Origin of the sequence: Nostoc sp. UIC 10607 (genome assembly GCF_047228265.1) — a bacterium.
Lineage (GTDB): Bacteria > Cyanobacteriota > Cyanobacteriia > Cyanobacteriales > Nostocaceae > Nostoc > Nostoc foliaceum_A.
The window spans coordinates 60,976-82,312 of sequence record NZ_JBIQNW010000026.1; the positions used below are offsets into that span (position 1 = coordinate 60,976).

At 41.2% G+C, this 21,337-nt stretch carries 19 protein-coding genes and 1 pseudogene; 15 read left to right on the top strand and 5 right to left on the bottom strand.

Annotation, left to right across the window (positions count from 1 at the left end; translation table 11 throughout):
• Positions 1-7: 7 nt before the first annotated feature.
• From ACEYW6_RS20980 to ACEYW6_RS20995, 4 genes are read left to right on the top strand one after another with little or no spacing between them, the layout of a single operon-like run.
• A complete protein-coding gene (locus tag ACEYW6_RS20980; protein ID WP_412981261.1) occupies positions 8-862 on the top strand; it encodes a phosphate ABC transporter substrate-binding protein in 855 nt (284 codons plus the stop codon).
• On the top strand, positions 843-1,697 hold the full coding sequence (pstC, locus tag ACEYW6_RS20985) for a phosphate ABC transporter permease subunit PstC (RefSeq protein ID WP_412981262.1): 855 nt from the start codon (positions 843-845) through the stop codon (positions 1,695-1,697). Before ACEYW6_RS20980 ends, pstC begins: the two co-directional genes overlap by 20 nt.
• Entirely contained in the window at positions 1,690-2,529 is an 840-nt protein-coding gene (gene pstA, locus ACEYW6_RS20990; protein WP_190899684.1) for a phosphate ABC transporter permease PstA, read from the top strand. The genes pstC and pstA overlap by 8 nt, the downstream gene beginning before the upstream one ends.
• Positions 2,529-3,332, top strand: coding sequence for a phosphate ABC transporter ATP-binding protein (locus ACEYW6_RS20995; protein ID WP_412981263.1), 804 nt, complete (start codon positions 2,529-2,531; stop codon positions 3,330-3,332). The genes pstA and ACEYW6_RS20995 overlap by 1 nt, the downstream gene beginning before the upstream one ends.
• 22 nt (positions 3,333-3,354) lie before the next feature.
• On the opposite strand, the gene ACEYW6_RS21000 is transcribed toward ACEYW6_RS20995, so the two are convergent.
• Positions 3,355-3,546 carry a hypothetical protein gene (locus ACEYW6_RS21000; protein ID WP_412981264.1) on the bottom strand — a complete coding sequence of 64 codons (192 nt, stop codon included), beginning with the start codon at positions 3,544-3,546 and terminating at the stop codon, positions 3,355-3,357.
• Between the two features lie 156 nt (positions 3,547-3,702).
• Between ACEYW6_RS21000 and ACEYW6_RS21005 the strand changes: the two genes are divergently transcribed.
• Together ACEYW6_RS21005 and ACEYW6_RS21010 are read left to right on the top strand one after the other, a co-directional pair.
• A complete protein-coding gene (locus tag ACEYW6_RS21005) occupies positions 3,703-4,257 on the top strand; it encodes a RidA family protein (RefSeq protein WP_412981265.1) in 555 nt (184 codons plus the stop codon).
• Between the two features lie 412 nt (positions 4,258-4,669).
• Positions 4,670-10,099 carry an AAA family ATPase gene (locus ACEYW6_RS21010; RefSeq protein ID WP_412981266.1) on the top strand — a complete coding sequence of 1,810 codons (5,430 nt, stop codon included), beginning with the start codon at positions 4,670-4,672 and terminating at the stop codon, positions 10,097-10,099.
• 168 nt (positions 10,100-10,267) lie between these two features.
• On the opposite strand, the gene ACEYW6_RS21015 is transcribed toward ACEYW6_RS21010, so the two are convergent.
• The 3 genes from ACEYW6_RS21015 to ACEYW6_RS21025 all read right to left on the bottom strand — a co-directional run bounded on the left by ACEYW6_RS21015 (position 10,268) and on the right by ACEYW6_RS21025 (position 11,785).
• Complete coding sequence (locus ACEYW6_RS21015; RefSeq protein WP_412981267.1) at positions 10,268-10,750, bottom strand: Hsp20/alpha crystallin family protein; 483 nt, start codon at positions 10,748-10,750, stop codon at positions 10,268-10,270.
• Positions 10,751-10,990: 240 nt separating this feature from the next.
• Positions 10,991-11,557: an HPF/RaiA family ribosome-associated protein gene (locus ACEYW6_RS21020; RefSeq protein ID WP_412981268.1), complete on the bottom strand. Its 567-nt coding sequence runs from the start codon at positions 11,555-11,557 to the stop codon at positions 10,991-10,993.
• Positions 11,558-11,620: 63 nt separating this feature from the next.
• On the bottom strand, positions 11,621-11,785 hold the full coding sequence (locus tag ACEYW6_RS21025) for a hypothetical protein (protein WP_412981269.1): 165 nt from the start codon (positions 11,783-11,785) through the stop codon (positions 11,621-11,623).
• An 860-nt stretch (positions 11,786-12,645) separates the two neighbouring features.
• Here ACEYW6_RS21025 and ACEYW6_RS21030 point away from each other — a divergent pair.
• The 3 genes from ACEYW6_RS21030 to ACEYW6_RS21040 are packed head-to-tail and all read left to right on the top strand — an operon-like array spanning position 12,646 to position 15,493.
• Positions 12,646-13,077: a pentapeptide repeat-containing protein gene (locus ACEYW6_RS21030; RefSeq protein WP_412981270.1), complete on the top strand. Its 432-nt coding sequence runs from the start codon at positions 12,646-12,648 to the stop codon at positions 13,075-13,077.
• Positions 13,078-13,092: 15 nt separating this feature from the next.
• A complete protein-coding gene (locus ACEYW6_RS21035; protein ID WP_412981271.1) occupies positions 13,093-14,271 on the top strand; it encodes a M20 metallopeptidase family protein in 1,179 nt (392 codons plus the stop codon).
• A 46-nt stretch (positions 14,272-14,317) separates the two neighbouring features.
• Positions 14,318-15,493: a YbdK family carboxylate-amine ligase gene (locus ACEYW6_RS21040; RefSeq protein ID WP_412981272.1), complete on the top strand. Its 1,176-nt coding sequence runs from the start codon at positions 14,318-14,320 to the stop codon at positions 15,491-15,493.
• A gap of 685 nt (positions 15,494-16,178) precedes the next feature.
• Here the strand turns inward: ACEYW6_RS21040 and ACEYW6_RS21045 are convergent.
• Positions 16,179-16,601 (bottom strand): annotated as a pseudogene (locus tag ACEYW6_RS21045) (IS4 family transposase); the annotation flags it as partial.
• A 497-nt stretch (positions 16,602-17,098) separates the two neighbouring features.
• On the opposite strand from ACEYW6_RS21045, the gene ACEYW6_RS21050 reads away from it, so the two are divergent.
• From ACEYW6_RS21050 to ACEYW6_RS21075, 6 genes are all read left to right on the top strand, one after another.
• Positions 17,099-17,362, top strand: coding sequence for a hypothetical protein (locus ACEYW6_RS21050; protein WP_412981273.1), 264 nt, complete (start codon positions 17,099-17,101; stop codon positions 17,360-17,362).
• Between the two features lie 193 nt (positions 17,363-17,555).
• Positions 17,556-17,774, top strand: a complete 219-nt coding sequence (locus ACEYW6_RS21055) for a hypothetical protein (protein ID WP_412981274.1) — start codon at positions 17,556-17,558, stop codon at positions 17,772-17,774.
• Positions 17,775-18,156: 382 nt separating this feature from the next.
• The gene (locus tag ACEYW6_RS21060; protein ID WP_412981275.1) at positions 18,157-18,930 is read left to right on the top strand and encodes a photosystem reaction center subunit H; all 774 of its coding nucleotides are present in this window, start codon (positions 18,157-18,159) and stop codon (positions 18,928-18,930) included.
• 8 nt (positions 18,931-18,938) lie between these two features.
• The gene (locus ACEYW6_RS21065; protein WP_412981276.1) at positions 18,939-19,871 is read left to right on the top strand and encodes a ribose-phosphate diphosphokinase; all 933 of its coding nucleotides are present in this window, start codon (positions 18,939-18,941) and stop codon (positions 19,869-19,871) included.
• Positions 19,872-19,888: 17 nt separating this feature from the next.
• The gene (locus tag ACEYW6_RS21070; protein WP_412981277.1) at positions 19,889-20,548 is read left to right on the top strand and encodes a phosphoribosyltransferase; all 660 of its coding nucleotides are present in this window, start codon (positions 19,889-19,891) and stop codon (positions 20,546-20,548) included.
• A 73-nt stretch (positions 20,549-20,621) separates the two neighbouring features.
• A complete protein-coding gene (locus ACEYW6_RS21075) occupies positions 20,622-21,323 on the top strand; it encodes a dienelactone hydrolase family protein (protein WP_190899703.1) in 702 nt (233 codons plus the stop codon).
• Positions 21,324-21,337: the final 14 nt, after the last annotated feature.

Here is a 21,337-nt window from a genome sequence, read left to right on the forward strand (position 1 = left end):
TTTTTCGATGAAAAAACTCAAAACCTTAGCATTGATTCCTATTGGTTTCACAATTTGCTTAGGATTATCATCTTGTACGCAACCTTCAAAAACAGCTACTCAACCAACCAATCAATTACAGGGAAAGTTAGTTTTAACAGGCTCTAGTACAGTAGCACCGTTGGCAGCAGAAATTGGTAAGCGATTTGAATCAGAGCATCCTGATGTGCGAGTGGATGTGCAAACAGGAGGTTCATCTCGTGGTATTGCCGATGCTCGTACAGCCGTTGCTAATATTGGTATGGCATCTCGTAGCCTCAAAGAGGAAGAAAAAGACCTACAAGCTTTTTCAATTGCCCGCGATGGAATTGGCATTATTTTGCATAAAGAAAATTCAGTAAAATCCCTGTCAAATCAACAGGTTATCGATATCTACACGGGTAAGATTACTAACTGGCAACAGGTTAGCGGCAAAAATGCACCGATTACGATTGTCAATAAAGCTGAAGGACGTTCTACCCTCGAATTGTTTCTTGGCTACTTTAAACTCAAGAATAGCGATATCAAAGCATCGGTTGTCATTGGGGACAACCAGCAGGGCATTAAGACGGTAGCGGGTAATCCTAACGCCATTGGTTATGTATCAATTGGTACTGCTGAATTTAGTATTAACAACAGCGTTCCCATCAAGTTATTACCTTTGGATGGAGTCGCTGGCACCACAGAGAATGTGCAGAATGGGACGTTTCCTCTTTCCCGTCCTCTGAATTTAGTTACCAAAATTCAACCACAAGGATTAGATCGAGCATTTATCGAGTTTGCACAGTCGCCACAAGTCCATGACATTGTTAAAAAACAGGATTTTGTCCCCATCTCAAAGTGATATCGTTTTAGTGTGGATATTACGGCTATTCAGTCTTGTCACAGGTATTATTGTTATCTTAATTACTGCATTTTTATTACTTGAAGCATTGCCGATACTGCGACAGGTAGGATGGTTGCGTTTTGTCAACGATCCGTCTTGGCATCCAGTTCAAGGATTCTATAACCTGATGCCGATGTTGTGGGGAAGTCTTTTGGTGACACTCGGTTCTGTACTGTTTGCTACACCTTTAGGAATTGGCTCGGCGATATTTTGTCAATATTATGCACCTCCTTTCATTGCTAGATTTTATCGGCAGTTAATTGAGTTACTCGCAGGCATTCCTTCTGTAGTTTACGGTTTCTGGGGTTTGGTCGTCCTTGTGCCACTGATTGGCAAACTCCAACCGCCAGGAACCAGCCTTCTAGCGGGAATCGCCATTTTGACATTAATGATTCTGCCAACGATCGCCTTAACAGCAGAAGCCAGTTTTTCTGAAGTCCCGCCTGAGTATCTACAGGGTGCAGCAGCCTTGGGAATTTCTCGCTGGGCAACAATCAGAAGCGTTGTTTTACCTGCTGCTAAATCTGGTTTATTTACTGGTTTGATTTTAGGAACAGGACGCGCCATTGGAGAAACGATGGCAGTGTTGATGGTTTGTGGCAATGTAGTACAAACACCTACCAGCTTATTTGACCCCGTTCGCACCCTCACTGCCAATATCGCTTTAGAGATGGCTTACGCCACAGGGAATCACCGTTCAGCACTGTTTGTTAGTGGCTTATTGCTGATGGTAGCGATCGCCTTATTGATAGCCGTTACCGAATGTATTAGCCGGAGAAACATTTATGGGTAAAAAATCGATCCCATTACCTACCCTTGTCCTCTGGGCGATCGCTCTATTTGTCACCGCCGTTTTTTGCTGGATTTTAGGCGATATCGTCTGGCACGGCATGGGGCAACTTTCCTGGGAATTCTTGACAACTGAACCTCGAAATGCAGGGCGTGAGGGGGGAATTGCGCCGATTCTGATTTCTACTTGTCTGATTTTAGGGGTTTGTATGGCGGTTTCTCTCCCCCTTGGTATTTCTACTGCCGTGCTATTAGCCGAGTTTACAACCACTGAAAGTGTGTTTGGGCGTTTGGTGCGTCGTAGTTTGGATGTGTTGGCAGGAGTACCATCTATTGTTTTTGGCTTGTTTGGCAATGCCTTTTTCTCGATTAAGTTGGGATTAGGCTTTTCGATTTTGTCCGGTGGGTTGACTTTGGCTTGTATGGTGTTGCCAATCCTGATTCGTTCCGCAGAAGCAGGATTTCGGGCTGTTCCGGCTGATTATCGATTAGGGGCAGCCGCTTTGGGATTATCACGCACCACCACATTATGGAAACTGCTATTACCAGCAGCGACACCTGGGTTAGTTGTGGGTTTAGTGCTGGGGATTGGCAGGGCGATCGCAGAGACAGCCGCACTGATTTTTACCAGTGGTTATGTAGATCGAATGCCAGAGTCATTACTAGATTCTGGGCGATCGCTATCGATTCACATTTTCGATTTATCAATGAATGTGGCTGGCGGGGATGCTAACGCCTACGCTTCTGCCTTAGTGCTGTTGATTTTATTGTTGCTGGTGAATGGTATAGCAACATGGACAGCTCGATTTTGGTTAGCTCGGAGAATTACATCTTGATGAAGGAATCTCAATTATCACAAAATTCTCGGTTATCTCTGCCTTCAATGCAAACCGAGCGACTGAGTTTATATTATGGGAAAAAAGCTGCTTTTACAGAGATAACCATGCCGATTCAGGCAGGTAAGATTACTGCACTGGTGGGGCCTTCTGGCTGTGGCAAAAGCAGTTTTTTGAGTTGTCTGAATCGCCTGACTGATTTGATACCTCACACCAAAGTTGCGGGAAGCATTCGGTTAAATTCTTTAGAAATTCTCAATGAGCGTGTAGATGCGATCGCACTACGTCGGCGTGTGGGTACAATCTTTCAAAAGCCCAATCCTTTCCCCTTCTCAATTTGGAAGAATCTGGCATTTCCCCTACAAGAACACGGGATCAAAAACCGCGAAAAACTTGATTGGCTGATTGAAACCACGCTCCAAGATGTCGGACTGTGGAAAGAAGTCAAGGATCGACTTCATACCTCTGCCTTATCTCTGTCTGGCGGACAAAAACAGCGATTATGTATTGCCCGTGCTTTGGTTCTGCAACCAGAAGTCTTACTATTTGATGAACCCTGTAGCGCCCTCGATCCGATTTCTAGCGGCGTAGTTGAGGATTTAATTGCCAGTCTGCGAGGACGTTACACAGTGGTAATTGTTACCCACAACCTCGCTCAAGCTAGACGAATTGGCGATTACGCTGCCCTGTTCTGGGTACAGCAAGAAGTAGGACGATTAATTGAGTATGGTACAGTCGAGCAGATTTTTACAGCACCCCAGCACTCTTTGACTGCCGCTTATGTGAATGGTATTCGGGGGTAGTAATACCAATTCGTAAGCACATTCAGTAGACCGAAAAGTTCTGCGATCGCATGGCGTTAACCAAGTCGCCGCAAGAAATAGCATAGTCCATTGCTGTTTGTAAGCGATCGCAGAGATTTTTGTGCAGATTAACCCAATGCCTCTTGTATAAAAAACTGAGTTCGGAATTATCTCTTCTGATAATTGCTAAGATTTCGGTTTGCCCTATCTCCATATTGGAAGGAAGCTAAACCAACTAACCCCGATTGAGGTGTTGCAATTACGTGATTGCCCATAAGTAGCTTTATTTAATAGTGCTTTTTTACTCTAATGGATAGATAATAGAACTAAGTATGAGCAAAAATATATAACTCATATTTAAGGAGCTTTAATGACTAGACGTATTACCAGTGCTGTAAATTCACTAGTGGCAAACTTATCTCGACGAAATGCACTTTTGTGGCTTGGAGGTAGCGGAGTAACTACCGCCTTGATGGTGGGAACACAAAAGGAAGTGAGCGCTCAAAACGACAAAGAGTTGAAATTGGTGAACCCACCAACGTTATATGATGCAACGCGAAATGGCTATAGTCATATAGCTGTTACACCATCAAGAACGAGAACCGTCTATATTTCTGGTCAATTTGGTTCGGATTTACAAGGTAATCTTGTCTCCGACGACTTTGAACAGCAGTTAATACAGGCTTTTAAAAACCTCCGTTTTGCCCTACAAGCAGTTGGCGCACAACCACAAGATGTAGCAAAAACTACTATTCTTATAGCGGATTACAACCAAAGTAAATTGATCCCATTAGGACGTGAAATTAGTAATTTGTGGGGGTATAAACCACCAGCAAATACTCTTATTCCCGTTCCTAGACTTGCACTTGACGGTATGTTGTTTGAAATTGATGCTTATGCGGTAATTCCAGAAAAACGTAATTGAAGGCTGTTTCCAACTTAACTAAAAATCCCGGCAGGTGCTAGTAGTTCGCTCTCATGGACTTGGCTCTTTTAAGGGTAAGGGTAAAAGAGGAAAGGAATTAAAAACCTTTCCCCAGCCCTGACAAGCACATTTTTAGGTTGTCAAATTACTAGCTTACGTTTTGCAGTTTCCTACTGAGAACCTCGACACTTTTGTGTGGGGTATCTTATGTCTAAATTTGATGCCTTAAAATTTTTTATCACTGCTGGACTTGAGAAACAACGTCTGGATAAATTTGGTTGTCACCGATTTTTATCAATAGCCTGGGAATCCTAAATATAAAATTAAGCCACACTAATATTTACCAATTAACATTAAACTACCGTTGCTAATTTGGGAACAATAAGTTTATAAATAACTAGGATTTAGCAGCATGTTTAGCAATCGCGTTAGTATTCCCAGATACCACATCATTGAAGAAATCTACAATGGTTTGAGAACCATAGTTTATCGAGGGTATCGAGAAACTGACTCATTACCTGTAGTGATCAAACTGCTGAAAAATCCATATCCCACCTTCAATGAACTGGTGCAGTTTCGCAATCAGTACACCATCGCTAAAAATCTAAATTCATCCCTGATCATCCAAACCTACAGCTTGGAAGCATATCAAAATGGTTATGTGTTGGTGATGGAGGATTTTGGCGGTATTTCTCTAAAAGATTATTTTGCTCGTGATCAGACGCGAGACATGGGGTTTTTGCAAGAGTTTTTACAAATAGCGATCGCGCTCTGTAATACCTTAGATATCCTCTATAGTCAGCGCATCATTCATAAAGACATCAAACCGAGCAATATTTTAATTAATCCTCATTCCAAACAAGTTAAATTAATCGACTTTAGTATTGCATCACTATTACCAAGGGAAACGCAAACGCTAATTAGTCCCAATGTGTTAGAAGGAACACTAGCTTATATTTCTCCAGAGCAAACAGGGAGGATGAATCGGGGGATTGACTACCGGACTGATTTTTATTCACTCGGTGTAACTTTCTATGAGTTACTCACAGGTGAGTTACCTTTTCAATCAAATGATCCAATGGAGTTAGTGCATTCCCATATAGCTAAAATAGCCTCCTCAATACATAAAATTAACTCAGAAATTCCGCCGATAATTTCGGAGATCGTCAGTAAGCTGATGGCAAAAAATGCTGAAGACCGCTATCAAAGTGTATTAGGATTAAAGTATGATTTAGAAATTAGTCTTACTCAACTGAAGACAACGGGTAAAATTGAAACTTTCCCAATTGCCCAAAGGGATGTGTGCGATAGATTTATTATCCCTGATAAACTCTATGGACGAGAAGCAGAAGTAAAAATCCTACTAGAAGCATTTGAAAATGTCAGCTTGGGTGCAACAGAAATAACACTGGTAGCTGGGTTTTCGGGGATTGGTAAAACTGCGATTGTTAACGAAGTCCATAAACCTATTGTTCGTCAACGTGGTTATTTTATCAAAGGCAAATTTGACCAATTTAATCGGAATATTCCTTTTTCAGCATTTGTTCAAGCTTTCCGCCATTTCATGGAGCAATTACTAGCAGAAAGTGATGTTCAAATACAAGAATGGAAAAATAAAGTTATTCAAGCATTAGGTGAAGACGGACAGGTAATTATTGAAGTCATTCCCGAATTAGAAAGAATTATTGGCAAACAACGACCTGCACCAGGATTATCAGGTAACGCAGCCCAAAATCGATTTAATTTATTATTTCAGAAATTTCTCCAAGTATTTACAACTAAAGACCATCCCTTAGTAATATTCTTAGATGACTTGCAGTGGGTAGATTCAGCTTCGTTGAAACTCATGCAATTATTAGTGAATGAAACTAATCAGGGATATCTATTGTTAATTGGTGCATATCGAGACAATGAAGTTTTTCCAGCACATCCGTTGATGGTGATGTTGGATGAAATTCATAAAACAGGTGTAACTGTGAATAAGCTTACCCTGAAACCGCTTAACCAATTGCAATTGAATCAACTTGTAGCCGATACGTTAAATTGTGCAGAAAAGGTGGCATTATCTCTTTCACAATTGATTTATCGCAAAGCCCAAGGTAATCCATTTTTTGCGAATCAAATTCTCAAATCATTACATCAAGATCAACTGATTCAATTCAATTTTGTAGAAGGATGCTGGCAATGTGACATTTCCCAAATAAATGAGCAGACACTAGCAGATGATGTTGTTGAGTTTATGGTCTTTCAATTACGAAGGCTACCAGAATCAACTCAACAACAATTGAAGCTAGCTGCTTGTATTGGGAATCAGTTCGATTTAAAAACATTAGCGATTGTTTCTAAACAATCAGAGGTAGAAACCGCAGATTGCTTGTGGAAGGCTTTGCAAGAAGGATTGATTTTGCCGCAAAGTGAGGTTTATAAGTTTTTTGTTGATTCAGAAAATCAAGCAGCTACTCAAGAACATTCTGAGATGGTTGTATATAAATTTTTACACGATCGCGTCCAGCAAGCGGCCTATTCACTGATTCCAGAAGCACAAAAACAGTCAACACACCTGCAAATTGGGCGATTGTTATTGCAGAATACACCTTTAGAACAGCAAGAGGAAGGAATTTTTGCGATCGTTAACCAATTCAATTACGGACTGGATTTATTAGAGGAACCTAGCGAACGAGAACATTTGTCCCGGTTAAATCTGATAGCTGGTTGTAAAGCCAAAAACTCGACTGCTTATACGACAGCAGTGGAGTATTTAAAAGTTGCAATGCTTCTATTACCGATAAATGCTTGGCAAAGCAGCTACGAATTGACCCTTGCGGTTTATGAATCTGCGGCTGAGGCAGAATATCTCAATACAAACTTTGAGTCATCAAAATCATTAGTAGAGATTATTCTCAAAAATGCTAAATCTCCATTGGAAAAAGTTCGTACCTATGAAATTCAAATCCAATCTTATACGGCGCAAAATAAATTTATTGAAGCAATAGCTACAGGTAGAGAAGCGCTGCAATTACTAGATTTGACGTTACCTGAAAACGGTAACACTCAAATGATTTTTGATGAACATCATCAATTGCAACAAATGTTAGTTCATCAATCAATTGGAGCATTGGCAGATATGCCAGAAATAACTGATCCCCAAAAATTAGTTGCGCTCCGCATTCTATCGGGTTTGTTTGCCCCGGTTTATATAGCCAAACCAATGTTGTTGCCACTGAAGATTTTTACAATGATCAGAATTTGTATCCAGTATGGCAACTCACCACAGGCAGCTGTTGCTTATAGTCTCTATGGGTTATTTTTGTGTAGTGTAGGTGCAATTGAAGATGGGTATAACTTTGGAAAACTGGCAGTACAACTTTTAGATAAATTTCAAACGAAAGAACTTAAAAGTAGAGTTTATTTAACATTCAGTCTATTTATTAAACACTGGAAAGATTCAATTAAATCCACATTAAGTTTATTTTTAGATGGATTACAAAGTGGTTTAGAAACCGGAAATCTAGAATATGTAGGTTATTGTGCTAACTGCTATTGTCAGTTTCTCTTTTGGAGTGGAGAAAACTTAGAAAATGCTGTACTAGAGGCAGATAAATATTGTGACCTCATGCAGCAAATTAAACAAGAGGTATCTCTGGTTTGGGGAAATATCTGGCGGCAGACGGTTCTAAATTTACAAGGAGAAGCGATCAATCCCTGTTGTTTAACTGGTAAGCATTTTCACGAAGTAGAAATGTTACCAATTTTGATTGAAACTAACAATATCAATGGTATTTGTTATGTCTATTTAGCAAAAACTCTACTGGGTTATCTTTTTGGTGAATACGAATCTTCTTGGGAATATTCCCAAAAATTTGAGCAGTATGAACAGGGAGCAGCAGGTTTATTAATTGTTCCTTTGCGGAATTTTTATCAATCTTTGAGTTTGTTAGCCCTTTGTTCTCAAGCAAATGAAGCACAGCAACAGCTTTATCTCCAGAAAGTAGCTGAAAACCAAGCGAAAATGCAAGAATGGGCAGATCATGCGCCAGTGAATTACCAGCATAAGTACAATTTAATTTTGGCTGAACAAGCTCGTGTAACTGGCGATCGCCTAGAAGCCGCAGATCATTATGAAATAGCTATCCAAGAAGCGATCGCTAATGACTATGTTCAGGAAGCAGCGATCGCTAACGAACTTGCTGGCAAATTTTACCTAGAATGGGGTAAAGAAAAAGCCGCTGAAGGATATCTGCAACAAGCATATTACTGCTATGCCCATTGGGGAGCAAAAGCCAAAACTGATGATTTGGAAAAACGCTATCCCAAATTACTCAAACCCATTTTGCAACAGCAAGAATTCAACTTTAACCCCTTAGAAAGCATAGCCAGCATTGCCCGTACATCAACTTTCACATCTACTTACACTACCAGCAGTACTAATATTTCTGATGCTCTAGATTTAACCTGCATTCTCAAAGCTGCTCAAACTATCTCTAGTTGCATCGAATTAGACGCACTCATCAGCAGTATCAGTCGGATTATCCTAGAAAATTCTGGTGCGAAAACATCTGTATTAATTCTTCCTCAAGAAGATACTTGGCAAGTGCGGGCAATTACCTTTATCGATCTACAGTCAAATTCCCAGGCTGATGTCAAAACCATTCTTGATCCACAACTACTAGATGCTTGTCAAGATATTCCCAGAAAACTGATCAATTACGTTAAGAATACTCAAGAAACCGTCATCATAGACAATTGTAAAACAGATATTCCTGGTGTAATTGGGGAATATATGCTGCTACATCAACCCCAAAGTGTATTATGTACACCCATTATTAACCAAGGTCATGTGGTGGGGATTCTCTACCTAGAAAATCAACTAAATCAAGGGGTATTTACTAGTAACCGTCTACAGGTGATTAACCTACTCTCTTCTCAAGCAGCAATTGCCTTAGAAAATGCTCGACTTTATCAACAAGCCGGGCAAGCATTGCAAGATTTGCAGCAGGCACAATTACAAATAGTCCAAAGTGAGAAAATGTCTGCATTGGGGAACTTAGTCGCTGGTGTAGCCCATGAAATGAATAATCCTTTAGGCTTTATTTCTGCTACTCTCCAGCAAGCTAAACCTACCCTTGCTGATGTTTTTGAACACTTAAAACTATATCAAAAAAGTCTCCCCAACAAGAGTGAGGAAATTCTTGACCACGCCGACAGAATAGACTTGGATTATAGTTTAGAAGACTTGCCCAAGATGATTGCTGCAATGGTAATGGCGTGCGATCGCCTAAAAAATATCAGCACCAGTCTCCGCACTTTCTCTCGTGCAGACCAAGCCTACAAAGTACCGTTTAATATTCATGAAGGAATTGATAGTACAATTCTCATTTTAAAACATCGTCTCAAAGCCAATGATAGCCGTCCGGCAATTGAAGTAGTATCTGAGTATGGAAAATTACCGGAAATTGAATGCTTTCCAGGACAATTGAATCAAGTATTTATGAACATTTTAGCGAATGCTATTGATGCATTAGATGAATCAAATATAGGTCGGGCTTTTGAAGATATTCAAGCTAATCTTAACCGAATTATAATTACCACCTCATTAACAGAAAACCAGGTTGAGGTGAAGATTGCTGATAATGGTAACGGCATGAGTGAATCAGTCAAACAAAAGGTATTTGACCATTTGTTTACCACTAAAGGTGTTGGTAAAGGTACAGGATTAGGATTAGCGATCGCTCAGTCTATTGTTGTAGAAAAACATGGTGGAACTTTGGATGTGAATTCTACCCCAGGCGAGGGAACAGAATTTGTGATTACCTTACCGATTCTGGCTCAAATTCTGGGGTAACTTGTTGGAGATATTGACAGGACTTGCTCCTAGTCCGCTTCTTTATCAAGAAAGCCAGGAAGCAGAAGGAATACTACCCTCTGCTTCGTGCTGTGACTACTCATGAGCAAGGGTTTAAGAACCCTATTGAACTTCCGCACCCTGTTTTCCTGCTTTTACAACAGCAAACTAACCAAGGTTAATCTTGACGGCTTTTTTCTTCTCTCCTTCAACCTTCGGTAGGGTGAGGGTAAGAATGCCGTTCTTGTAATCAGCTTTGGCTTTATCGTTTTGAACGTGAGCAGGTAGCGGAATGACTCGCTCAAATTTGCCATAACGGAATTCAGAGCGCATCATGCCTTTTTCTTCCGTCTTGGTTTCAGACTTGCGTTCGCCACTGATTGAAACAGATTCTTCAGTAACCTCCACATTCAAATCTTTAGATTCCAGTCCCGGAATTTCTAGTCTGAGGTGAACTGCGTCAGCAGTTTCTTCCATTTCGGCGGAGGGTATAAAGGTAAATGCAGAGACTTCTCCATCACCACTAGGGATCATCCGCTCAAACAGGCGGTTCATCCGTTGTTGCAGATGCTCAATCTCCCGCAAAGGCTCCCAACGGAAAGGTTCCCAACGTTCAATTTCTTGAAAAGGTTCCCAACGAGTAATCGCCATAATCATTGCCTCCAATATTCGTGATTTCAAACTTGATATTTCAACTTAATTGCTACCCTTGTAGGTTTTCCTTCAATGTGATCTGGATGTAGCAAGTTATTAGGTAGATGGTGGTAAAACTCTTTTGCAAATAAGGAAGGTTCAGCCACTATCTTTAAGTTAAAAAGAAAATTTGAGGAACTTGTGAAGAAGTGGTTGATACTCCCTGGACTATGAAGAAAGTGCCTGAAGTCAACAGCTTCAACCTTGCAGGTGATGCTTACCAATCAGTCTGACAGTACTAGCTTGGAGTCCCTTGTCACCTTCTTCTTCCGCAAAACGAACTTCGTCTCCCGCCTGCAACTGCTCGAAATCACCATTGAATAGACTGTTGCGATGAAAATAAACTTCGCTACCATCAGGTGTCTCAATGAAGCCGTAGCCCTCGTCTGGGAATAATGTCGCAATCCGTCCATGAGGCTGTTCTTCGTGAGTTTTGGTTTCTTGCCGTAGCATACTGGCATGGTCTTGTAGTTTGCGCTTGGCTGCATCAAAGGCATCACGAATTGCTACATAAATATCCTCGTGGGATTGACGTTTAAGTGGGTCACGTTTCACAACTATTTCCCCCGTTGGCACAGTAATATCAATTCGCACCTGATAAAGTTTGCCGTTATGGTGATGTCGATGTGGGGCATCAACTATGACTCGACAGCTGGTAATTCGGTTATAAAAATTCTCTAGTTTATCAACCAAGGAGCGAATTTTTGTTTCTACAGCTTCTGATGGGGGAATATTATGAAAGGTGATTTGGAGTGGGATTCTCATGATTTCTCCTATTTATCAAGTATTTCTTGCCTTGATTGACAAGTTGCTCAGACAAGGTGCTAATTAAGATGCGTTTTCCCAATCACAAAGCAACTCATGCTCTTGCTTAACTGCAAGTTGACGTAGGGGAACTTGAGGAGTACCGATATCTGTTGAACGTTTAGATAACTGTTTTTTCTGAATTTGCTTTTTTACCTGCAACTTTGGTTTAGTGGCTGTGATGGTCATTCTACTCACCTCCAACACTAAATCTGGAAGGACAATTCATTATGAGAAAGCAGATGTAAAACATGCTTTCTGTCGGTTTTTTAGACCTAGATTGTGTACTTCACTAACTTGAAGTCTGCTGTATATGCAGCAATTAAAACTCAGTAGGCAATATGCATTCGGATTTTGAACTTTAATTATTAACACTCTACTTCTTATATTATTTCTCTAAAAGCCAATGCCAGCGAATAAACGACAAAAAACTATATACAAATAAAATGTAATATTTCGGCAGAAATAAGTTGAAAAATAGGAGTATTCGGGCAAATAAATGATTATTTTTGAGATTCAGTAACTTAGGGCTAAAAAACTAATATGTAATTAAACAAATCGCCTAGTTTTGGCGAAACCAATCTCTAGATAATAAAAATCCACTATTAGCTAATTTCTTTAATAACTAATTGCAAATTGTTGTGTCAAAAATTTATTAATTGCTGCATCACTGAGGGACAAGTTCTCATACCAGAGAGGGATGCCTGCGGTGGTCACGTAGCTCTGTCGTACAAGCTACGCGCAGCGTCTTGTAGAGAAATGGGGACAAAGCCATCGCATACAAAGGTTCTGGTGTCATTAAACATATAAGCTGATCATATAGCGGTTCCCACTCAGATGCGGTACAACATTATATCGCCAGGTGTAGGGTGTACCTCACGTAAACGAGAACCGCTGTAAATAAAATTGAGGGAATTGTGAGGAAAGCAAAACTACCTCACAAGTTCTTCAAATTTTTCTCTTAGCATCAAATTAAAGCCATAATAATTGAGCCACATTGCACCTGGACAGTTACATACTCCCAATTTATAAAAACTGGTGAATTTACTATGCAAAACCTATCTAATCAACCAGTGAAAAGCGCTCATGAACTCAAAAGGAAGTATGAAGCAGGCGAAAGAGACTTTCGAGCCGCCGAGTTATCTAAAACTGACTTGCAGGAAACCTATTTAGAAGGAGTAGACCTGAGTGGAGCTAACTTGGATGCAGCCAAACTTAGTAGAGCAGACTTGAGTGGAGCTAACCTCAGTGGAGTTTTCTTAAGAAAAGCCATCCTCAGAGGAGCCAACCTCAGTGGTGCAGACTTGTTTAAAGATAAATTAGTTGGAGCAGATTTGAGTGAAGCCGACCTTCGGGGTGCAGATTTGAGGGGAGCTAACTTAAACGGCGCTAACCTGAACGCAGCCAAATATGACAGCTACACAGTTTTTCCAGAGGATTTTGACCCTGTAAGCGCCAAAATGATCCGCCTGGAAGAATAAGGAAGGAGATATGTTATGACTAGAATCCTGACATCCGATAAAGTCTTCCCTCGAATGGTGGAATTGCGCAGGACTTTACACCGCCATCCTGAACTGGCATTTGAGGAAAAAAAGACAGCAGCGATAATTATAGATGAACTCAAGCGTCTAGGTATTCCTTTTTGGTATGGCGGGGTGGGTAGTGGCATCATTGCCAAGCTGATGAATGCTGGACAAGGAGCGCCTACAATTGCACTGCGGGCTGATATGGATGCCCTCCCCGGACAAGAAAATACGGGGTTGCCCTTTGCTTCTCTCAACTCAGGTAAGATGCACGCTTGCGGTCACGACGGCCATATGTCAATGGTGTTGGGCGCAGCAGCTTTATTGAAAGAGAACCCGCCACCGGGAAATATCGTTTTCATCTTTCAACCTGCTGAGGAAAAGGGTGCTGGGGCTAAAGTTATGATCCAATCCGGTGCTTTAGAAGGCGTGAATGCCATCTTTGGCGGTCATGTTACGCGTCACTACAAAGTGGGAGAGATTATGGTTGCCAAGGGAGCAATCACTGCCCATTCTGATGGCTTTACCATTTACATCAAAGGTAGAGGTGGACACGGAGCCAGACCTCATGAAACTGTTGATGCCGTAGTTGTTACTGGACTGTTGATTATGGCTGTGCAAACCCTAGTTTCACGAGAAATCAACCCCGCCTATCCCTCGGTAGTGACCATTGGCAAAGTAGAAGCAGGTAGTGCAGCTAACGTCATTGCCGAGGAAGCAACTCTGGAAGGCACGATCCGTACAACTAACTTGGAGGTGCAAAACTACCTGATCGATGGACTAAAGCGCATAGCCACAGCCGTCGGAGAACTGCACAATGCCAGAGTAGAGGTAGAAATTCGCCACGGATACCCACCTGTAATCAATACAGCAAGAGAGACAGAAATTGCTCGTCAGGCTGTAGTCAAGTTATTGGGTTCAAAGGGATTGGTCGCAATGGATCATCCCAGTATGGGAGCAGAAGATTTTTCTTACTACTTATTACACGTTCCTGGCTGTTACGTCAGATTTGGCGCTTGCCAACAGGGTTGTGAGAACATCCCCTTACATAGTCCTTCTTTTGACTTTGACGAAGAGGCATTGAAAGTTGGTGCAGCCTTCTTTGATCGGGTAGTCAGAGAGGCGATCGCAGAATATACAGATAATTCCTAGTACCTACTTACGAATTACGAATTACGAATTAGTAATTATTAATGATATGGGTGATATAGAATTCAAAAGCTCTCCCGAATTCTCTCTCGGTATGGAGATTGAGTTGCAATTGCTCAATTCTGATACCCTGCAATTGGTAGATGGCATTTTACCGCTTTTGGAACAAGCTCCTGAAAACTCTTTGATTCAGGCAGAATTTAACCAAGCTATGGTAGAGGTTGCCTCTAAAGTCTGCTCCAATATTCCTGAGTTAGAAGCAAATATTGTTTCAACTCTTTGTAACCTGAAAGCCAGATGCCAAGAACTGGGTATGACTATTTGTACAGCAGGAACTCATCCATTTTGCGATCGCTTTGCCTCTATCACCCCTCTTCCCAGATATCTTAGCCAGCAAACTGCATCTGGCTATCTCGCAGATTTAATGATGACTTTTGCTCTTCAGATTCACGTAGGAATGCCATCTGGGGATGCAGCTATAGATATTATGGGCAGACTCAAACCCTATCTCCCCATTTTGCTGGCGTTGTCTGCTAGTTCACCTTTTTGGTGGGGTCACGATACAAGTTTTGCTTCCTATCGCCAAAGGTTTTTATCATCGTTGAGAACCTATGGTATTTCTCCCAGCTTTAAAAACTGGCAGGATTTTGCTAATTTCTTTACTACTGCTCAACATGCAGGGATGTTTGAAATTATCCGTGACATCCATTGGGATTTGCGTCCCCAACCAGATTTCGGAACCCTTGAAGTTAGGGTGATGGATGCTCAACCAACGATAAAAGAATCTATGATGCTGGCGGCTTTTGTCCATTCTTTAATTGTGGATTTACATCACCACAGCCAAGAAAAGCAAGCAGGATTTCTGTTAACTCCTCTTCCTTGGTTGATTGAGAAGGAAAACTACTTTCGAGCATCTCGGTGGGGTTTAGATGCTAACTACATCGAAGATGAACAAGGCAACAGCAGACCTATCAAAAATATAGTTAAGGATATCTTGAATGCAGTAGCAGAAACTGCCGATACTCTGGGAAATAGTTCATATCTACTCCAACTCGAAAAAAGATTAGCAGAAGGGCCTAGTTATATTCGCCAAAGGCAAGTGTTTGCAAAGACAGGTTATGTGAAGGCGGTAGTTGCTTCTTTAGTCAGCGAGTTGGAGGATGAATTAGCTATTACAACAAGACAGGAGGCAGAAAATAATCAGCTTTCTTCGATAACCTTTTAACCTTCTTCAACGAAATTCGGCGGGAATTCCATTCGTTCAAAGGATGTCCGAGATAGCCGCCTGCCGATTTAGTAATTGGTACTAATGAATCATGATTTCGGCAATTCAAGAAAACGAGCGATCGCAGAAGCCTGTCGTCAAACAGAGATGAATAACTTGTGAGCAACTTTAGTCAGGGCGGAAAAACAAAAAAATTGTCCCTATGACGATTTGGGGAGGAAGAGATGATACCGGAGTTCCTCAAGAAAAATGGACACAATAAAATGGCTGAATTCTGGTCTCCACCTAGAGGCTACGTCATCTATATTCCTCAGTTTTGAGCAGATTTTTATCAAATCTAATAGATGTTTAAATTAGTATTAGTATACTATTCCTAAAGCAATAGGTTGTTATATCTGTAATACTCTTTAGGAAGAGATAAATATTATAAAAAAACTATATCAATTGGCCGATATTAAAATCGCGGTATTTTTTACTATTTAGAAATACCTTGTGAATTAATTAAATTAACTTTAAAAAACAAGTATATCAAATGTTGTGTAATTCTATTTTTTAAATAGAGGAGCATAGAAAACATCTACGAAATCTATCAGTTCTTTGCTCGTAATTGTCTATGAGAATAGAACTGTAACATGATTTTGTGTAGTTTATTCTTTGCGATTACTCTGAGGGGGCGACATGAAAGCTAAAACGTAGACAAAATAAGCTCCATAGCCCTCATACCTCGTAAATAATACTCGATCTTATTACAATATGATCTCATTAATTTTTGAAAAATACACCAACATTTATCTATAAAATTTACCCAGGTTTGACTATATAAACCAACATAAAAATTGCTATGCTTCCTAGTCACTCGTCCATATTGTTTGACTCTAGCAACATATTTTTGTACACCAATACGCTGATTTCGTTGCCCTTGAAAAGTGGACATACTATAAGCAAAAGATATGATTAATATCAAAGATATCAAGCGATTACCCGAAACGTTCGTATCTTCTAAGTTGTGACCACCACTTTTAAAATATCGAAACATTTCTTCAATATCAAAACGTTTTTTATAAGCATTAATAGCCGAGGTAATATCGGTTAAATTCGTTAAGATAAACATGATTGACCTATATTTTCTACCATAATTCGGTCAAACCTTTATACCATCTGCAATGTAGGCTGTATGTCACCCCCTCAGAACGCAATATGCAACTGATTATTAAAACTCCTTTCCATAGAGCGAATGGCTTCTCGTAGAGTACCTCTCGCTTTCAAGAATAGAGGCTTGAATGCCTGCTCATCTTCACTTTTGTGTAGGGGTTGCAAGTTGGATTTAAGAGAAGTTTGTATATGATGTGAAGTAGCGAGTGGAGAGAGGCAGCATTTTTTTGCCTCTCTATTTTTTGTGATTATATTGTTGTAAATTAATTGTTTGTAAATTGTTGCATTAATCGAATATTTTCCTTTATTTCATGTTTTTATTAACCCAAAGAATGAGAAAAATACTTACTTAATGTCTCCCCTTAGAATCAGTAAAAAAATATCCAATTTAATCATCATAAATATGTAGGTTAATAACACCTACAACAGTAAAGTAAGTGAGGTCAATCTTTTATGTCCACTCAAATCATGCAATCTGTTCAAGAGAACCAACTGTTCTCTGAAATTCCTGCTGAAGAATCCGCTACTCTTAGTGGTGGTGGGCCCGTTAGCTATCTTGAATACATCCAATTAGCACAGACTCCTGCCTCTCCAGGCACAGACATCGCGGTGGGTGATGAAGTTCTTACTAATGGTCTAACTACCGGGGAAGTACAAACTGGGTGGAACATCCTAATTAACCAGACTGGTGCCGTCGGTAGAGTCCCAAGTCCGTAATCTGATTTTTCCCGTCAAGTTATTTACATCATCTGAGATGAATATCTGAAGTAAAGAACGCGCCCTCCCAAGTAAATTCGGCCGAATACTTTTCGCTCACTTTTGAGCGGGATGGGCGCATTTATTACACTTTCTATGAGCATAGATAGAGAAACGTAGAGAGAAAGATTTTTATTGGGAGCATAATACCAAAATGAAAGCAATCGAAAAAAAACCAATTCTTACAGAAATTACTAAAGAAGAAGCTTCTTCTTTTAGTGGGGGTGGCCCCATTAGCTATCTTATCTATATGCAATTGGCTCAAACCCCGGGTTCACCAGGAGGCACTATAATCACCGCCGGAGAAAGACTTAATGGGTGGAATATCTTAATCAACGCAGCTCCTCCTGTTAACGGTATTATTAGTCCTTAGAGACTTCCAGAAAATAAATTATCCAATTTACTCAGATAATATTTTGTTGTCTTCCCCCTGCTCCCTGATCCCCTGCCTACCCAGTGATAGGATATTTTTTTAGTTGGAAGTCCCTTAACTGGATGCCTAAGAAATAAGCGTGAACCTTGACCGAGCGAAAGGGATACTTAATACACTACTGAACAACAACATCCCCGACTTCTTAAAGAAGTTGGGGATCTTAGCCTTGTGATTTTCGATTAAACAATTCCTCACGTTTTCCTCACATTTTATTTCTAACCTTAAAATAGAGTTCATGTTTAAAACAACAATGTGGCAAGAGGTGAGCCACTATGTTTATTGATCAAACTCCAAGAGAAGTAGAGAGTATTGGAGGGGAATCATGCTCAACTTTGTGCGTCGCAGTCAAATTATCGGTTGCATAGCAATAGATGGCTCAACGGCTGATTTTGTTGGTGAGTTAGAAGAAGTCTGGCTAGATGATTCTGGACGTATTGCTTATTTTTCGGCTGGAGAAGCGTATCTGCCAGTAGAGAGAATTGCTGGGGTAGGCATGGGTGCGGTTTCAGTTTATTATCCCCCAGTGATTGACACTCCAGAAAATCTTCGGTGCTTGCATGAAATTAAGATTGAATCTACGCTAGGTGAAACCCTTGGCTGGGTGGAAGATTTTTTATTTGATTGGCAAACAGGAGAAATCGCTGCTTACATTGTGGCTGGAGAAATTGCGACTCCTTTTGGTGGCAGAGCAGTGCTTTATCCTGAAGATGTCGAGGAAATTACCACTGATAAAGTAATTATCCGTGAAGATGTTCAAAACCAACTTAGGGGAGAGTCAGAAGGATTGAAGGGTTTTTTCAGTGAGAAATCACAACAGGTACAACATCTGGTACATATAATAGGCGATCGCCTACATCATCTGATTGCCCCTGAAGATAAACCGGAAGTTGTCCGCGTCAAAATCAAGGAAGTTAGCGACGAAGTGGCAGCTTCTACTAATCATCCACATGACGCCTTGCAAGAGGCTACGGAGTTTTTGCAAGAGCAATGGCATAGTTTGCAACAGAGTATTTCCCGTGCGGGCGTTGGCGTAGCCCGCCGCAGGCATCACAAAAAATCTGCTTTAGATACTGCCTGGAAGCAAATCACCAAATAGTCTTGATTATGGACAATTTCATCCTTTTTGCTGGCACAGCTAACCCAGATTTAGCTGCCGCTATTGCTGAGAAACTCAACATCTCCTTGGGGAAATCTGTGGTTGAACGTTTTCCAGATGGTGAAGTAAATGTGCGCCTGCTGGAGTCGGTACGCCAAAAGATTGTGCTTATCCTCCAATCCACAGCACCACCTGTCAATGACCATCTAGTAGAACTTTTAGCCTTTGCAGATGCCTGTCGTCGGGCTGCGGCTACTCGGATTACAGCAATTATTCCTTACTTTGGCTACGCCCGTGCAGATAAACGCCACGGTAGGCGGGAACCAATTACGGCCAGTATGGTGGCTGTAGTGTTACAGGCTGTCGGGGTAAATCATGTTGTCACACTTGATTTACACACCCCACAAATTGAGGGTTTTTTTCGGATTCCTGTAGATAGTCTAACGGCTGTACCAATTTTTTGTGAGGCTATACGCCATCATTTACCGCCTAATTTTGTAGTTGTATCGCCAGATACGGGGCGTGTACAAATGGCAACACAGTATGCCCAAAAGCTCGATAGTTCGGTAGTGGTGCTACACAAACACCGTACAAGTGGCACTGAAACAGAAGTCACTCGTGTTGTGGGTGATGTAAAAGGTTATGCCTGTTTAATTATCGATGACATGATTTCCACTGGCGGCACTCTTGCTAAGAGCATTGAAGCACTACTCAAAGCTGAGGCACGTCCAGAAATCATTATTGCTGCTACTCACGGTTTATTTGTGAAGGAAGCACGCGCTAAGTTAAGTCACCCCAGTATCCAGGCTGTTTTTGTCACCGACACTGTAACACCAAAAGAAACCGACTGGCAGCAATTAAAAATTGTCTCAGTTGCACCTTTAATTGCTACTGCTATTCAACGATTTAAAGCTGATGGTTCAATTAGTGATTTATTTTAACCAAGAGGTATAAAAATATGCGACAAATATTCCTTAATCGGACTGAAGCAGGTAAACTATTAGCTGCCCAGTTAACAGAGTATGCCAATCGTCCAGATGTTTTAGTATTGGGACTTCCCCGTGGTGGTGTGCCTGTAGCATTTGAGGTAGCAAAGGCACTTAATGCACCATTAGATGTCTGCTTAGTGCGGAAACTAGGTGTACCTGGACACAAGGAATTGGCAATGGGTGCTTTAGCAATGGGAGGAGTACGTGTAATTAATGAGAATGTCGTAGATTGGTTAAGGATTTCCAAAGAAACTATTGATGAAGTAGCAGCAATCGAAATGCGGGAATTAGACCGCCGCGATCGCACCTATCGCGGTAATCATCCGCCACCAAAACTCAAAAATCACACCATTCTTCTTGTAGATGATGGGATTGCTACGGGCGCTACTATCCGAGCAGCGATCGCTACATTGAAAAAACAACACCCCCGCGAGCTTGTGGTAGCAGTTCCGGTTGCGGCGGCATCCACCTGTGAAGAACTGCAAGCAGAAGTAGATAAGGTTGTATGTGTGATCATGCCAGAGGATTTATATGCGATTGGTATTTGGTATGAGGATTTTGAGCAAATAAGCGACGCAGAGGTAAGTGAACTCTTGGCAAGGCAAAAACTTTTGATAGCTAATGACTGAAATAGTTCGTAATTCGTAATGACGCTCGAATACTCGCTAACGCTGCGCTAACGTAATTCGTAATTAATTCATCATGGATAGAACATCAACACATCACCCCTACGAACATCGGGTGTTAGTGACAGCAGGTGAAGTTAACTTAGAGGGGAATTTGGTGATTCCAGATGGTGCTACGGGCATAGTCTTATTTGCTCATGGCAGTGGTAGCAGCCGTCACAGCCCCCGCAATCGCTATGTTGCTGGAGTTTTACAACAGGCAGGACTCGCAACTTTATTAATTGATTTGCTGACTCTGGAAGAAGAAGAAATTGACCTTCGAACAAGACATTTACGCTTTGATATTGCTTTGTTGGCATCGCGGTTAGTTGGGGCTACAGATTGGCTAGTACATAACCCAGACACCCGACACCTAAAAGTCGGTTACTTTGGTGCTAGTACAGGAGCCGGTGCAGCTCTAGTTGCCGCAGCAGAACGCCCAGAAGTTGTGCAGGCTATTGTTTCTCGTGGTGGACGACCGGATTTAGCTGGTTCAGCCTTACCTCATGTCAAAGCACCAACATTGTTGATTGTTGGGGGTTACGATATGCCAGTGATCGCAATGAACGAGGATGCACTAGAACAGTTGCGATCGCTTCCAGCGGGGCGTAGCCCATCGCCAAAACGACTGGAGATTATTCCTGAAGCCACCCATTTATTTGAAGAACCAGGTACATTAGCAGCAGTAGCACGACTGGCGAGTGAATGGTTTACGCACTACCTCAATCATGGGGTATAAAGTCGATTGCGGAG